Here is a 15127-nt window from a genome sequence, read left to right as displayed (position 1 = left end):
CGAGCGTTCAGCCCTCCAGCAGGGCGCTGACCGTGGACGGCTCCTCCTTCTGCCAGAGCGCCAGGTTCAGCCATTCCTTCCCGAGCCGCGTGGTGTGCGAATCGTCGGGCCTGACGGTGAGCCAGGACGTGAGCTCGGCCCAGTCCGTGTCGGTGAGGGGCTTCCCGCTTCCTCGGGCTCGGCGATACAGCGCGAGGAGCGTGTCCGAGGGTGTGGCCACCAACTCGGCGAGGAGCTGCTCCAGCCATTCGGCCTTGGTGACCTTGGAGAGGTGCGCCAGCAGCTTCAGACGGAGCGACAGGTCATGAGACCCATCGCGGAGCAGGAACAGTTCCGTGTCCTTGAGCCTGGCCTTCTCGGGGGCAAAGCGCTTCAGCCACTGCTGGGTCACCTCGCGGACGTACCTACGGGGGACGAGGGCACCCAGCATCAACTTTGCAGCGCTCGAGGCGGAGAGTTCGGGGCGGTCGGCCAGTGCCAGCGACGTGTGGTCGGGGAGTTCCGAGCCACATCGGGACACGAAGTCGAGCAGCAGGGACGCCCGACGCTCTGGCTCGCAGCCGAGGCGCTCGAGCTCACCGAAGAGGGATGGCGCTTGCGTCGGCTCTCCAATCGTGTGGGACTGGAGACGCGCAATCAGGATCTCGATGAGCTCCGAGTGGGAGAGCCCCACTTGTTTCTCGAGGAACTCAACCTCTTTGGAGAGGGACAACGAGCCGAAGGGGCTGAGCGCTTCTTGGATGAGGAGTTCCCGGAGGTCCTTGTCCACTTGCCGGAGCTTCAGGAGTGCGTGCGCGAGCCGGTAGCGTTGATACGTGTAGAGCGCTGTGCATTCACGGAGGGCGGACTCCAGGACCGAGCCAATGCGCTCGTCCCTGCACCCCAGTTCGACTAGCCGGAGCCCCACGCGCGCCCGCTCGTGGAGGAGATACGAGCGGCTCACGTCGTCGCTCTCGAGCGAGGCGATGTCGATGTCCAGCGCGTGACGGAGGACTTCGATGCGCCGCTCCAGAGAGACTTCTCCCGCGGAACCCAGCTTGTCGAAGACAAGGAGGGCCGTGAAGCCATGGGGGAGGGGCAGCTCGTCGAGTGCCTCGCGGAGCCAGCCGCGGAACTCTTCGGACAGTTCCGCGTGTGGCTCTTCCTGCTTCTCTCCGAGTTCCATCTCAGGCTGATCGAACCAGTCTTTGAAGACTTCCACGGGAGAGAGCCACTGCTCGGGGTGAGCGAAAGCTCTCTCGACCAGGAGCGAAACGGCATCCCGGGTGATGGGCACATTCCTGTCGAGCAGGTGCATGAGGGCGGCGCGTCGCTCCGGCTCCTGTCTTCGTATCAGTGACCAGAGTTCAGGACGCCTGTTCAGCCAGGACATGAGACTCAGTTCGATGCGATCGAATGGCGGGAGTTCGGAGTGGTAGCGGGCGAGGACCTGTTCCGCCATCTTCGTCGAGAAGAAGCCGTGCTCTTCCACGAGGGCGATGAGCCGCTCGAGCTGATCGCTGGGGGCTGATCCCAGGCGGCGCTCGAGCGCCACACGGACCGCCTCGAGAGAGTCGTCCCTCGTAGAGAGGAACTTCACGGCACAGATGAACCGCTCCAGATCCTCGCCCTCGAGCCATGCGCCCAACCGCTCCAGCCCGAGGTCCGGCCACTGGTTGTAGACGGCGTACATCGCGATGAAGTCAATCCGCAGCCAATTCCAATCGAGGAGCAGCTTCACCATGAGGGGTGGCTCTTCCTGGAAATGGAAGGCGTGGCGGCTGGGATACCGGCAGACTTCGTTCAAGGTGGCAGCGGTGTCGTGCTCCCGCTGGTAGTCCTGAGCGGTGGAGTCGAGGCAAGCGAGCAGGGTTGCCTGAGCCTCTTGCTCGAGAAATCCGCATGCCAGCGAGAGGCGTGCCGCGTCCAGCCGGTCCGAAGGATCCGGAGAAGCGAGCACCCGCTCGATCGCGGGCTGGATCCACGTGTGGGCCTTCTCGGGACAGAGGAGGAGGAGTTTCGCGGCGGCCAGGAGCAGAAGTTTGGGGTTCTTTCCCGAGAGCGTCTCCCGCCACATGGAGATGGAAACCTCTGGGACATCTGAGTCGATGCGCAGGGCGAACCAGCTGAGTTCGTGCGGGTCGAGTTCGTGGAGAGCGATGGACCGGCTGGCCTTCAAGGCAAAGGGCCGCGTCTGGGAGCGGGCCAGTCCCATTGCGACGAGGCGCCGCAACCCATGTTGGGAGTACTCCGCCGCGCGCTTGAAGCGCTTCTGGAGCGCCCTCTGCAGCGGGACGTTCTCGTCGAACATCATGGAGTACAGCACGCCCTCGGCGAACTCAGCGGCCATCCCGGGTTGTTGCAGGGTGTCGAGCATGAACTCCATGCAGGCGGGATCCTTCTCCGCCACCTTGGTAACGGTGCGCTCCAGGACCTTCAGGTGGAGCTCTTCCTCCTTGGAGAGCGGGGAGGGCCGCTCCAGCGGAAGCGCCCGAAGGAATGTTGGGATGACCTCGGGTGCGAAGGAGAGTGCAGTCGCGAGTGCCCGCACGGACCGTTCATCTCCGGACCGTGCCGCGTCCTCCGCGGCCAGTACGGCGGCATGGGCATCGAGCTGGTTCCGCCCATGCAATTGGCTCAGCGTCTTCCGGCGGACCTCCAGATCCGCTGTATCGAGCAGCTCGCGGAGGATGGGCACCACCTTCGCCCGGCCTTGCGTCGCGCGGCTCAAGAACTCAACCGCATCGAACCGGGCCGCGTCCGGCACGCTGCGATCCGATGCACAGGCGTACCACCCGTCGAGTGGCTCCTGAGACAGCAGCCCCCGCGAGCCTCCAACGCCTTCATATACGCGCATGCGCACGACCGGGTCGGGAGAGCGCGCGCAGGACTGGAGGGTCGCGAGCGCGGTATCGCACAACTCACGGAAGTAGAGAGCCAGGTGCGCCCAGTGTGCCCGCGCCAGCTCCTCTTTGGAGCGCATGCCGCGTTGAAGCGCCTCATGGAACCTGGCGTCACGAGGCGCGATCCGGAGCATGAGGCTCCCGGCACAGATTCCCCGCTCCAGGTGCGGTCCCTCGCCGGGCGCAAGGCATCGCTGGAGCGTCTGGATGAAGGCGGGCCGCTCCTGAGCGATGGAGACCAGCAGGGACTCCAACTCCTCGCGGGGCCTGTCCCGGGCGGCAAGGGTCCGTTCCAGGATGCCCCTGGGCATGTCCTTGAAGAGGGCCGCCACGTCACCGACGATCTCGCGAGCAAAGCGCCCCAGGGTCGAGTCCTCGCTGATCCAGTCGAGGAGCGCTGTCTGGACAGCAACCTCGTCGGCGCAGGAGCGCACCACGGCCTTGGCCTCGTCCTCGCGGCGTAGGCTCGGCTTGCCTTCCAGCGTCCGCTTGAGGACGCGGGCCACATCCTCGTCCCACTGGCCTCCCACCGCGAGCAGACAGGCTGCGGACAGTTGCTCATCGATCCGGTGCCACACGTGGGCCTGCTCCCGAGAGTCTTCCTCCGAGGGAGGCGGCAGGCGCACGCATTCTCTCAGCTGTTCGAGGACCGGCGCGGGGGCCTGCTGCACCAGATGGCCCACCTCGGCGTGAGGAAACTTCTTCGAAGCGGCAAACCGGCCCAGCGTCTCGATGACGCCCTCCCGGTTCCAGTGGCCCGCGGCGGCGAGGCCGTAGGCGGCATGGAGCTTCAGCTCCTCGTTTCGGGATTGCTCCAGCCAACGCTCACATGCATTGCCCGCAGGGGGAACGTTCTCGGCTTCCGGAGCCACGAGGCGGGCCAGCCCGAGCTGTACAACCTCCAGCCCTTGATCTTCGACGCGCGCCAGGCGCTCCACGAGCGATGCCGGGAGCTGCGGCCGCGGGGTGTGCCGGGTCAGCTGGCCGAACTCCTCCCAGAGCGGAGAGGGCGGGGTGCTCTCGAGTAGCTCGGCCCAGGTGTTCCACACGCGGTGGACGATCTCGGGGCTGAAGCGGACACCATCCGCCAGGCAGGAGGAGACGGCGCGCAGTCCCGGGTGGCGCAGCCTGCCTGCTCCTACCGTGTCGCGGGCGAGCAATCCCTCAGCGAGTGCATCCATCTCCTTCTTGGGAGCGGTGAGCACGTATTTGAGTCGCGCGGCGGCAAACTGCAGCACCTTCGTCGTCAGTTTCTCGGCGCTCAGGAGCCGCTCCGCCGCTCCATGCCAGTGGAGCGTGAGAGCGCGTGCGGCGAGGTACTCGCCGAAGGTCGAGTGCCAGAACGAGATCGTCTCTTCCTGCCGGGTGACGAGGCCTCTCTCGATCGCGAAGCGGAGCGCGGTCTCTGGCTCCACGGAGGTCGCGGGCTTCCCCTCCGCGAGCGCGTCCCCGAGCAGGCCCAGCAGATACCCCTCCATGACGCCACCGCGCTGCTCCTGCTGAATGAGCGTGGACGAGACGGAGGTCCAGACTTTCAGGAGCTGCTCATCCGCCTCCTGGGCCTCACCTGGGCGCCACTCCACGAGGAGCGTCCGCATGAAGTTCTCGTACAAGAAGACCCGGTGTTTCGGGAGCCCCTCTGGATAGGCGCTCGTGAGTGTGCACAGCGTGAGCATGAGCGGATTGCTGGTCACCTCCTGCCACTCGTCTCGTTCCTGGATGGCGCGCAGCAAGGCCGAGGTACGTCGCCGCGCGCGCTCCACATCCTGCTCATCCCCTCGGCGGCGCGTCTCGACGAGGTGGTGCAGGCGCGACACGAGGGTGTGCTGCTGCCGCTCGTGCAGTGGCGCGAGCCGCGTGTAGCCCAAGCCTGGAATGCGAGGGGCGTAGCCAGTGGGGCGTGAGGTCGCCAGGATGCGCACCTCCGGGTATTCCCTGGCCAGCTCCGTCACCGCGTCGACGACGCGTCCGCGCTGTCTGTCGGGCACCTCGTCGAGCCCATCCAGGATGAGGAAGATCCGCCCTTTCATGAGCAGCGCGCCGAGACCGGCGACGAGCGCCGGGGAAGCATGCTGCTTGAGGAGTTCCTGTCGGATGCACTCCTCGAGGGCCCGCTCCTTCTGCGCGAGAGAGCTGCCCATCGTGCCGAGCGTGAGACGCACCGGCAGCAGTCCGCGCAGGGACATGATCGCCTGGCCCTCGTTTGGGTCATAGCGGTCATCCACCAGCAGCACACGGGCCCGATGTCCTGCGTCCCCCTCGGCACACGCCAGCAGCGCCAGGCGTGTGAGCACGCTCTTGCCAGCTCCTGGGTCCCCGATGATGACGAACCGCCGGGAACCGTGGAGCGATCGGGCGAAGGAGATCGGTCTGTTGTTGCGTCCTCCGTGGTGATCCCACCGCTGACGCTCGAGCCAGTCGAGCTCCCGCTCGAGCTTGCGGCGCCTGTCGGGTTCGAGCTCCTGTGAACTCAACTGGTGGCGGAGAAGGGCCTCCCGGCTGCCCTCTGCTTCGCTCGCGTCGTGCAGCGAGGGGGCTACCGCGAAGTCGAGCAGGTCGAGCTCCGTTTGATGCTCTCCCGGAGCGATGCCCACCAGGCCTCTCAGGTTGAGGCAGCGGATGCTCGGGTCCTCTTCGCGAGCCCGCTTGTACTGCGCCAGTGCCTCCTCCCGTGCACGGGGATCGGGAGCTTCCTGGGACGGAACCTCGGAGCGCGACGGCAGGTGCTCGCGCAAGAAGGCCAGGAGACACTCCGCAGCGGCCCGCGCGGCGGCAGGCTGGAAGGCTTTGCTCTTCGCGGGGTCGCCGAAGTCCGAAACCCCCTTCATGACGAGCATGTGCTCGATGCGGTGGAAGTGCACGAGCTCGCCAATGGTAGCGGCTTCCATATCCAGGCCGAGCAGTTGATCGTGCCTCTCGGAGAGCAGCTCGAAGACCTTTGGGACTCGGATCACCTTGTTGCCGGTGGCGATAGACCCCACGTGCACGTTGTACGTGGGGTGCTTGAAGCGCTCGGCGAGCAGCTTCCACTGAGGGCGGATGGGGTAGGAGAGCCCTCTGCCCCGGAAGTGGGTGACCGTTCGCTTCGAAGGGGCGCGCTTTTGTTCGAGCTTGCCGGACTCGTAGTCCCAAACCACGTCGGCGACGATCACATCGCCCAGCTGGACCTTGCCCTTGTACCCGGCGCACACGCCACACATGGCCAAGCACCGGGGAGAATAAGCACTCACGAGCGAACCGGCCGCGATGGCCGTTGCTTGAGGGCCCTTATTCGCCGCCTGGGTCACTGCGATGCGCAGACGCCCACCCTGGGCTGTCTGGAAATCGCAGAAGGCGACCTCCAATTGGGTCGGCCCCGTTTCCCGCTTCCAGGACGCCCCTGAACACGCTCCCGTGTGGACATCGAGGACGGCGTCGTACTCGACCTTGAGAGCGGTGATGATGAGGACGTCGACGCGCGGGGGCACCTCGGTGCCGTCATGCCGGTGCGAATCCCTGGTCTCCTGAGGCATGACGCGGACCAGTGTAGCAGAGCACTTGTCGCCTCCACAGGATGGCGCCGGTCTGGGCTCTCATGAGGGCTCGAGACCGGCGCATCAACTCCGGTGTGGCTACTTCCGGGCCGGCATGTGGACTGCGAACATGGCGCCCTGCGGATCCATGCACTGGGCGATCCTGTCGCCGCCCGGCACCTCCATGGGCCCGTTCAGCAACTTCCCGCCGCGCTTCTGGATGCGCGCCACGGTGGCGTCGATGTCATCGACGGTCACGTAGTACAGCCAGTACGGCGGCGTGTTCTGCTGCTTGGCGACGTTCGACATGCCGCCCATCGAGTTCTGGGAGTCGAGCCCGTACATCCAGTACTCGCCCATGTCCTCGCCCATGTCCATGGAGCGGGTGTTCTTCCAGCCAAAGAGCTCCGAGTAGAACTTCCACGCGGCCTTGTAGTCGGTGGTGTAGAGCTCGTGCCAACTGAAGAAGCCCGCTTTTTGCGGCGCGTCGGGTCCCGATTCCGTGGGCTTGAACACGGCGAAGGAGGCGCCCTGCGGATCCGCGAGGGTCGCGAAGCGGCCCACGGTCGGAATGTCCGTGGGAGGGTGGTGGACCTTGCCCCCGAGCTGCTCGGCCTTCTTCACCGTGGCGTCGACGTCGTCGGTCTCGATGTACGCCAGCCAGTGCGGGCGAGCGCCCATTTTTTTCGCCTCGTCGGGCAGCGCCATCATGCCGCCCACGGTCTGCTCGCCGACGGCCCACATCTCATAGCCGGCCTGCTCCCATCTCTGCGTCTTCCACCCGATGATCTCCGTGTAGAACGCCTTGGCTGCGGCGGCGTCGGTCGTCATCAGGTCGTACCAAACGAAGCGGCCCTTCTTGAGCGGCATGGTGCACCCCCGTCCTTCGAGAGGCGCGGGACCCTAGCAGATCGCCCACAACGTTGGGAACGTTCTGGATGACCTTCCAGGTAGTCCCCCAGGGCAATGAACTGTCAGGAACCGAGCGGGACACCTCGGACCCGGCAGGCCAGCGACGAGGCCGCGAGGAAGCCTTGGCTGAAGCCCTTGCGGAAGTGCTTGTAGAGCCAGCTCACGCCCGGCACGGCCGCGATCATGTCTCCGAAGCTCCACATCTCCTCGTGGGCATGGATGAGCGGCCGGATGTCCTGGCCCGGAGTGGGTGGGCTCTCCAGGGTGAAGTCGTAGACGAGGATCGTCCGGAGCGGATAGGTGTACAGCCAGCGCAGTTGCTTGAGGTTCATCACCCCATCGACGATGGCGCGGCTCTTCTGCAGGCCCGGCTCCAACTGGACGTTGAGCTGGGTGATGTCGAAGTCGAACGCGAACATGGCGTGGAAGCCGAACACCCCCAGCCGGTAGTCCTTGCGGCTCCCGCCTCGTTGCCAGGGATCGGTGAAGACGATGTCCTCGGCGATGAAGGGGAGCACCTCCTCATCCAGGACGTGGGCCGGGACGCGAGTGTCGTAGAGCAGCTCGGTCACTCGCCGGAAACGCGTCTCCAGCCTCTCGATGATGGCTCGATTCGTGTCACTCATACCGCGCTCAAGGGTAGGCATTGCCCCCGTTCCAGGGAAGCTGGCCTGGCCCTACAGCCGCGAGCCGATCCAGAAGACGCCGAGGGCTCCGGAGGACAGCGCCACGGCGCGGTGCACCCACGTGGCCAGCCTGGAGCCCAGGCGGGACATGCCCTCGGCGAAGAGCAGGCCGACGGCGCCCATGCCCAGGAGGATGCCCAGCGCGAAGCCAGGCAGGTAGCTCCAGGCGGCCAGGCTCATGCTGCCGCCCATGAGCAGCGGGGGCAGCGCCAGCAGCAGCGAGCGCACGCCGCTGACGGCCATGAGGGCTCCGGCGGCGGTGCTCACCGAGGCGTGGGCGTGCGAGTGGGGATCCTCGGTGTGGCCCGGCAGGTGCGGGTGGCCGTGGCGCAGGCTGTTGGGGAAGAGCAGCGCGGTGATGGCCAACGCCACGAGCACGCCTCCACCAAAGACTTCAGCCCAGCGCTCGAAGGCCTCGGACAGGCCCACGCCGAGCAGCAGGCAGACCGCGGCAAACGCTCCCAGCACGGCGGCATGCCCACAGGCGAAGCGCAGCGCCGTCAGCAACGCGGCTCGGCGCCGGCCCTCGCCCAGGGTGTTGAGCGTGGCCATGGCGGCACAGTGGTCGGGGCCCACCGCATGGAGCAGGCCCTGGCCGAGACCGACGAGGAGTGCGAAGAAGACGGGAGACACGGGTCATGCACCCTAGCCGCATGGAGTGCGCGTGGCCAGCATGGGAGAGACCATGGTTTCCAATTCTTGGCAGCGACGGTGGGCCGCCCTGGGGTGCCTGCTGGGGTTGCTGGTGTTTCCGGGCTGTGACAAGGGGCCGGAGCAGCTTGCCAAGGCCGAGGCCCGGTACTCGGACCTCATCCAGCGGGGGGTTCCGCCCACGGACCCGGCCTGGGATGAGGTGATTGCCGCCTTCGAGGCCATTCCGAGGGACTCGAAGGCTTGGGCCGAGGCGGACCGGCGGCTGGCCGCTGTCCGGGGACTGCGCAGCCCTCTGCCGCCCCGGCCGCTGGCGACCCCGGGGGAGATAGGGGAGGGCCGGGAGGAGGTGGTGACTCAGCGCGCCGAGTGCGAGAAGCTCGCGAGAGAGCTGGGGCGGGCGACGGAGGCGCGGCGCGAGCAGGTGCGGAAATCGCTCGATGCCTGCCGGGAGAAGCTGGTCCGTCTGGAGGCGACGTCGCACCCCGCCGGTGAGGGGGGCGATGAGCACGGCCCGGGCGACGCGGGGCCCTGAGGGGCGCAGCTTGGGGAGGCAGTGGCGGAGGCAACCTGTAAAGTAGTGCTTGCGTGGGTGGAGTCCTGGAGTTAGCAGAGGCGCATGCCCAACCCTCAAACAGGCAGTCAGGCGCCCGACTTCCAGCTTCAGGACCACTCCGGGCGGACGGTGTCGCTCTCGCAGTTCGCGGGGAAGAACGTCGTCCTCTACTTCTATCCGAAGGACGACACCCCGGGGTGTACGGTGGAGGCGTGCAACTTCCGCGACGAGCACTCGGCGCTGGAGAAGGCGGGAGCGGTGGTGTTGGGGGTGTCTCCGGACGATGCGAAGAGCCACCAGAAGTTCGCCACGAAGTTCAGCCTGCCGTTCCCGCTGCTGACGGACACGGAGCACAAGGTGGCGGAGGCGTACGGTGCGTGGGGCGAGAAGTCGAACTACGGCCGCAAGTACATGGGCATCATCCGTTCCACGTTCCTCATTGATCCGCAGGGGAAGTTGAAGCACGTGTGGCCCAAGGTGAAGGTGGCTGGCCACGTGGAGGATGTGCTCTCTGTGCTGAAGGGCGGCTCGGCCCCCGAGTCCGAGGCGGCGCCTGCCCCGGCGAAGAAGGTGGCGGCGAAGAAGGCTGCGGCCAAGAGCGCGCCTGAGAAGAAGCCTGTGGCGAAGAAGGCCCCCGCGAAGAAGGCCACGACCCGGCGGAGCTGAGCCCTTCGTATTCACCTCTGCTTGTGTGTCGAGCAGAGGGCTGCACCTCCATGACAGTTTGAGATGGCTTGGACGCTGGGCTGTGATCTGGCGTGTGGGGAGGGGTGTGGCTTGCGAGTGAGCTTCTGCGGTGTCATATTTTGGTCATGCAACCAAGTTTGGCGGACACCGCAGCGGTGGTGCGTGAGGTAGCAAGCGTCCGGACAGACCTGCCGTGCTTCCTGCTACGCGGCGTCTTCTCCCGAGAGGAGTGCGCGCGGATCATCCAGGAAGCGGAAGGCACGGGTTTCCGCGCCACGGGTGGCGACTACCCGCCCTCCTACCGCGACAACGATCGGCTGGTTCGTGATGACGCGACTCTGGCCGAAGCTGTCTTCGCTCGGATCCGTGCGTTCCTGCCCGAGCGCATCGTGGATTCCTCGGGAGCAGCCTGGCGCCTGCATGGCCTCAATCCGCGCTTCCGCTACTGCCGCTATCGCGGAGGCCAGCGCTTCTGCATCCACCGTGATGGTGCCCATGCGACCGGTCCTGAGGTGCGCTCACACCTGACGTGCATGCTCTACCTCAACGACCGCTCGGAGTTCTCCGGCGGAGCCACCCGTTACTATGCCGAGCGCTCCGAAGGTTCAGAGCTGCTGGGAGTGGTGAGGCCCGAAGCTGGCACCCTGATCGTCTTCGACCACGAACTCTGGCACGACGGAGAAGCCGTCTCTTCGGGCACCAAGTACGTCATGCGCACCGATGTCCTCTATGCGCGCGAGACCCTCGCGCACGAGGACTCCGCGAAAGTGCTCACAGGCCACCAAGGCTATGTTTGGAGTGTGCTGGCCCGCCGCGATGGGAGCCTGGCCACGGCCTCTCGCGATGGAACCATCCGGTTATGGCGCTGCTCGGGGGGCACGTGGCGGTCCGTGGCCGTGCTCACGGGCCACACGGCTTCCGTTGTCGCTCTGGCGGAAGATGCTCGGGGCCGACTGTGGAGTGCCTCTCGGGATCGCACGGTGCGCCTCTGGGAAGGTGGAGGCTCTCGCATCATCGGATGCCACGAGGGAGCCGTCCTTTGCCTTGCGCCGCTCCCCGATGGAGGCATGGCGAGTGGTGGCGCCGATCGAGTCATCCGCTTGTGGTCTCCCGAAGGTGGTCCCCAGGGCGCTCTGCATGGGCACACCGGTTGGGTCTGGGCTGTCATCCCGCTCGGTTCAGCTCTGCTCGCATCCGCCTCCGAGGACGGAACCGTCCGCTTGTGGCACACCGCGAGTCACCGTGAAGCCGCAGCCCCCACCCAGGTCGGTGCGCCGGTTCGCGCGCTCACTGCCGCGTCCTCCGAGACGCTCATCTCCGGTCAAGCCACAGGCGAGCTCACGGAGTGGCTCCTCACCTCAATGCCCCAGCTCACCCTCCACGCTCGGGTCACCCATCGCGTGCATACAGGATCCGTCTGCGCCATCACTCCGCTGCGCGATGGCCGGGTGGCCAGCGGAGGCGAGGACGACGGCATCCACATCACCCGCCTCCCGGACTTCACCTGCTCTGCCTCCTACCAACACGAGGGCTTCGTTCGCAGCCTGGCGGCGCTGCCCGAAGGCCGGCTTGCGAGTGCCTCCTACGACACAACCGTTCGCTTGTGGAACGTCGAGCCAGACGCGCACTGAGCCGTTCGCGCGCCGGCTTCACAGTCCAGGCGCCGGAGCAGGCGCGGAGGAGAACCGCAGCTCCGAGCCCTCCAACTCCACCTGGTCCACGTAGCACCAGCCCCAGTCCTCCCCTGGCTCCATGGAGCGCATGAGAGGATGTCCAGTCTGCTGGAAGTGCTCGGTCGCGTGCCTCTGAGGCGAGGAGTCGCAACACCCCACGTGGCCACATAGGAGGCACATCCGCAGGTGGACCCAGCGCCCTCCACTGCGCAGGCACTCCTCGCAGCCTTGCCGCGTACGCGGTGTCACTTCCGTCAGGGCGTCCAGATGGGTGCACTCGGGGATGTTGCGCATGGCCATCGCTCCTGGGCGCGCACGGTCTCTCACTGCGTGCACCCTGATCTCAAGAGTTAGTCACGAGACACTCCGCGTGGCTGCCTGTCTGCACGGCCGCTCGAAGAAGCGAACGGATCGCCGCGAGCCCGGCTCCCTGCCTGCTCCCCCCTGTGACGATCCCAGGAAGTCACCACCATGAGAGTGCGACAGCGCGTGAGAGAGCTGCTTGCCGGGGGCTGACCATGCTGCAGGACTCTATCGACACCACGCTGTTCTCCTCCTCTCCGCCCGAAGTGCTCGAAGAGGTGAAGCGCGAAGGACGCATCCGTGCCCTTCCACCCGGGGAGATCCTCTTCGCCGAGGGCCAGCAGGATGCCGACATCTTCGTCGTGCTCGCGGGCGAGGTCCGTCTCTTCCGGCGCTCGGACAAGGACGAGGAACTGCTCGCCGTCCACCGGCGCGGAGAGTTCGTCGGGGAAATCTCCCTCCTCTCAGGAGGACCCGCCACTGCCACCGCTCGCACGGTGGGGACGGCGCGGGTGTTACAGCTCAGGGTGGACACCCTCAGGCGCATGGTGGCCGACAACACGCCCTTGGCGAAGTTCGTCCTGCAGACCCTGGTGGCGCGGCGCCAGGACGTGGAGGCGCAGATCCGTCAGCAGGAGAAGCTGGCCGCGCTGGGGCGCATGGCGGCGAGCCTCGCGCATGAGCTGAACAACCCCGCCGCGGCGGCACGTCGGGCGGCCGAGCAGCTCCGGGAAGAGTGTCTGTCCGCCCAACAACGCGCGCTTGCCCAGGATCGCCGCCTCACGGAGTCCCAGCGCAAGGCGCTCATGGAGTTGCTCCAAGCCGTCCGCGTGGCGCCTCTCCAGACCATGGATGCGATGGCCCGGAGCGACCTGGAGGACGATCTGCTCGAGTGGCTGGGCGATCACGGCATGCGGCAGGCCTACTCACGCGCGTCCATCTTCGTGAGCTCGGGCTTGGACCTGCCGCACCTGGAGGAACTCGGAGCCACGCTGGAGGGACCGGCGCTCCAGGCCGGGCTGGGGTGGCTCGAGAACACGCTCTCGCTGGCGCAGCTCGCGGACGTCGTGGAGGCCAGCACCGAGCGCATCACCTCGCTCATCTCCTCCGTCCGGCAGTACACGTATATGGATCCGGATGCGCTTCAGGAGGTGGATGTGCACAGCGGGCTCGAGGCGACGCTGGCCATGTTCACCCACCGCTTGCGCGGCGCCGTGACGGTGACGCGGGACTACGACACCTCGCTGCCCAAGCTGTGGGCCCACGGTGGCGAGCTCACCCAGGTATGGACCAACCTCATCGAGAACGCCCTGGACTCCATGAAGGACCGAGGCTCCCTCCAGGTGAGCACCTGTCGGCGCGGAGACGAAGTGCACGTGGAGATCTCCGATGATGGCCCTGGCATCCCCCCGGAGGTACAGGCGCGCATCTGGGAGCCCTTCTTCACCACCAAGCCTCAGGGGCAGGGCACGGGGCTGGGACTGGACATCGCGCTGCGCATCATCGAGCGCAGGCATGGGGGGCGCCTTCGCCTGCTCGTGTCGAAGCCGGGGGAGACCCGCTTCCGGGTGGAGCTACCACTCAAGCCGGAGCTCCCCCACTGAAGGCTGCCTGCCCGCTGCGGGAGCAGCCTGACTCACGGTGCGTTCCCCTCTCGGTGGGTGGTGGGGACGGTGAAGGGTGCTCATCCCTTGAGGCAGAGAGGGGCTCGTGTGCCCCTCGGGGAGTGGGCATGAGGCAGAGCGGCTTTCGAGTGTGGAAGGTGTTCGGAGGTCTGGCGGCGGTGGCCCTGTTGAGCTCGGCGTGTGGCTACCTTCCGATGACCGGAGGGAAGCGGCCGGATGATCCGCCTCAGCGATTCTGGGGGAACGCGGAGCACCACAAACCTCCGGACTTCTACAGCAAGTTCCAGTACTCGCCGGACCGGGGCTACAACGGCACCATCCGCGACCTCGGCTCGAGCATCGATCCGCGCACGCCCGAGAAGGCGGGTGCCTTCGGCAAGTCCCGCATGCTGGATGTGACGGGCCGGCCCGCGCCGGAATCTCCCTCGCTGTCGGGGTACGGCGGCAGCGGGTCCGCGGGTTACGAGCACAGCCCGGAACAGTGACGCTGGCAGCGCTACGCCACCACCTCGGTGGGATCCTTGCCGGCGAAGCTGCTGGCCAGCCCGGTGGCGAGCGCCAGGTGCTCGGCATTGCCCAGCGTGGCGACCCGATCCTCGGGCGGATGGGCGAACCGGGCCTCGAGCCGTGAGAGCCGGCGGTGGGCCTCGGTGATGCGCTCGCGAGGCAGGCGGCCGGACTCCACCGCCTTCACCAGGGCCTCGATGGCCCGCCGCTGCACGTCCGCGCGGTGGCACACCAGGAACAGGTCCACGCCGGCCAAGGTGCCCTGCACCGCGGCCTCCTCCACCGAGTAGTGGTCGGCGATGGCCTTCATCTCCAGGTCATCGCTCACGAGCACGCCGTCGAAGCCCAGCTCCTGGCGCAGCAGGCCGTGGAGCACCTTGTGGCTCATGGTGGCGGGCACGCCGGGCTCGATGGCATCGAACAGCACATGCGCCGTCATCAGCGAGGCGAGCCCAGCCTTCCCGAAGGCGCGGAAGGGCACCAGCTCCACGCGGCGCAGGCGCTCCAAATCATGCGCCAGCCGGGGCAGCGTGAGGTGGCTGTCCGTGGTGGTGTCTCCGTGGCCGGGGAAGTGCTTGCCGCAGGAGGCTACGCCCTCGGCCTCCAGCCCGCGCCCGAGCGCCGCACCGAGCCGCGCCACCCTCTCCGCGTCCCGGCCGAAGCTGCGGTCGCCGATGACGGGGTTGGCGGGGTTGGTATCCACATCGAGCACGGGCGCGAAGTCCCAATCGAAGCCCACGGCGCGCAGCTCGTACGCGAGAAGCCGCCCGACGCGCTCGGCGAGGCCCTCATCTCCGCGCTGCCCCAACTCGCGCATCGAGGGCAGGGTGGTGAACGGCGCACCGCGCAGCCGGGCCACGCGCCCACCCTCCTGGTCCACCGAGAGGATGAAGGGCCGGCCCGCGCGCGTCTTGATGTCCCGGCACAGGGCTGCGGTCTCCTGCGCGGAGCCGACGTTCCTCTTGAAGAGGATGGCGCCGAAGATGCCGTCATCCATCAGCGCGGCAAAGTCGGAGTCGATGCGAGGGCCGGGGAAGCCCACCATGAAGAGGCGGGCGCAGTCGCGGTAGAGGGCGGAGGCGTTCGTCACGGCCCTACCTTACCTGCGTCCCCACGGCCCTCCCAGGAAGGAA

General features: G+C 67.1%; 11 protein-coding genes. 5 read left to right on the top strand and 6 right to left on the bottom strand.

Annotated features, from left to right (window positions below; genetic code table 11):
* Positions 1–7 precede the first annotated feature (7 nt).
* From KY501_RS06040 to KY501_RS06025, 4 genes are all read right to left on the bottom strand, one after another.
* Complete coding sequence (locus tag KY501_RS06040) at positions 8–6394, bottom strand: phosphorylase family protein (RefSeq protein ID WP_224361563.1); 6387 nt, start codon at positions 6392–6394, stop codon at positions 8–10.
* 99 nt (positions 6395–6493) lie between these two features.
* Positions 6494–7264 carry a VOC family protein gene (locus KY501_RS06035; protein ID WP_224361562.1) on the bottom strand — a complete coding sequence of 257 codons (771 nt, stop codon included), beginning with the start codon at positions 7262–7264 and terminating at the stop codon, positions 6494–6496.
* A gap of 104 nt (positions 7265–7368) precedes the next feature.
* Complete coding sequence (locus tag KY501_RS06030; protein WP_224361561.1) at positions 7369–7932, bottom strand: hypothetical protein; 564 nt, start codon at positions 7930–7932, stop codon at positions 7369–7371.
* A gap of 51 nt (positions 7933–7983) precedes the next feature.
* Positions 7984–8625, bottom strand: coding sequence for a hypothetical protein (locus KY501_RS06025; RefSeq protein ID WP_224361560.1), 642 nt, complete (start codon positions 8623–8625; stop codon positions 7984–7986).
* A gap of 52 nt (positions 8626–8677) precedes the next feature.
* On the opposite strand from KY501_RS06025, the gene KY501_RS06020 reads away from it, so the two are divergent.
* From KY501_RS06020 to KY501_RS06010, 3 genes are all read left to right on the top strand, one after another.
* Entirely contained in the window at positions 8678–9178 is a 501-nt protein-coding gene (locus KY501_RS06020) for a hypothetical protein (RefSeq protein ID WP_224361559.1), read from the top strand.
* 84 nt (positions 9179–9262) lie between these two features.
* Complete coding sequence (gene bcp / locus KY501_RS06015) at positions 9263–9865, top strand: thioredoxin-dependent thiol peroxidase (protein ID WP_224361558.1); 603 nt, start codon at positions 9263–9265, stop codon at positions 9863–9865.
* A gap of 146 nt (positions 9866–10011) precedes the next feature.
* Entirely contained in the window at positions 10012–11517 is a 1506-nt protein-coding gene (locus tag KY501_RS06010) for a 2OG-Fe(II) oxygenase (RefSeq protein WP_224361557.1), read from the top strand.
* 18 nt (positions 11518–11535) lie between these two features.
* Here KY501_RS06010 and KY501_RS06005 read toward each other — a convergent pair whose 3' ends face one another.
* Complete coding sequence (locus KY501_RS06005) at positions 11536–11853, bottom strand: ubiquitin carboxyl-terminal hydrolase 14 (protein ID WP_224361556.1); 318 nt, start codon at positions 11851–11853, stop codon at positions 11536–11538.
* Between the two features lie 224 nt (positions 11854–12077).
* On the opposite strand from KY501_RS06005, the gene KY501_RS06000 reads away from it, so the two are divergent.
* Together KY501_RS06000 and KY501_RS05995 are read left to right on the top strand one after the other, a co-directional pair.
* Positions 12078–13466 (top strand): sensor histidine kinase, encoded by a 1389-nt coding sequence (locus KY501_RS06000; protein WP_224361555.1) that lies wholly within the window; start codon positions 12078–12080, stop codon positions 13464–13466.
* 128 nt (positions 13467–13594) lie between these two features.
* Entirely contained in the window at positions 13595–13972 is a 378-nt protein-coding gene (locus KY501_RS05995; protein WP_224361554.1) for a hypothetical protein, read from the top strand.
* Between the two features lie 11 nt (positions 13973–13983).
* Here KY501_RS05995 and nagZ read toward each other — a convergent pair whose 3' ends face one another.
* Complete coding sequence (gene nagZ / locus KY501_RS05990; protein WP_224361553.1) at positions 13984–15084, bottom strand: beta-N-acetylhexosaminidase; 1101 nt, start codon at positions 15082–15084, stop codon at positions 13984–13986.
* Between the last annotated feature and the right edge of the window lie 43 nt (positions 15085–15127).

Source organism: Hyalangium versicolor (genome assembly GCF_020103695.1).
Taxonomy (GTDB): Bacteria; Myxococcota; Myxococcia; order Myxococcales; family Myxococcaceae; genus Hyalangium; species Hyalangium versicolor.
The sequence above is the reverse complement of the archived record's forward strand: the minus strand, read 5'-3'. Positions and strand labels throughout refer to the sequence as shown.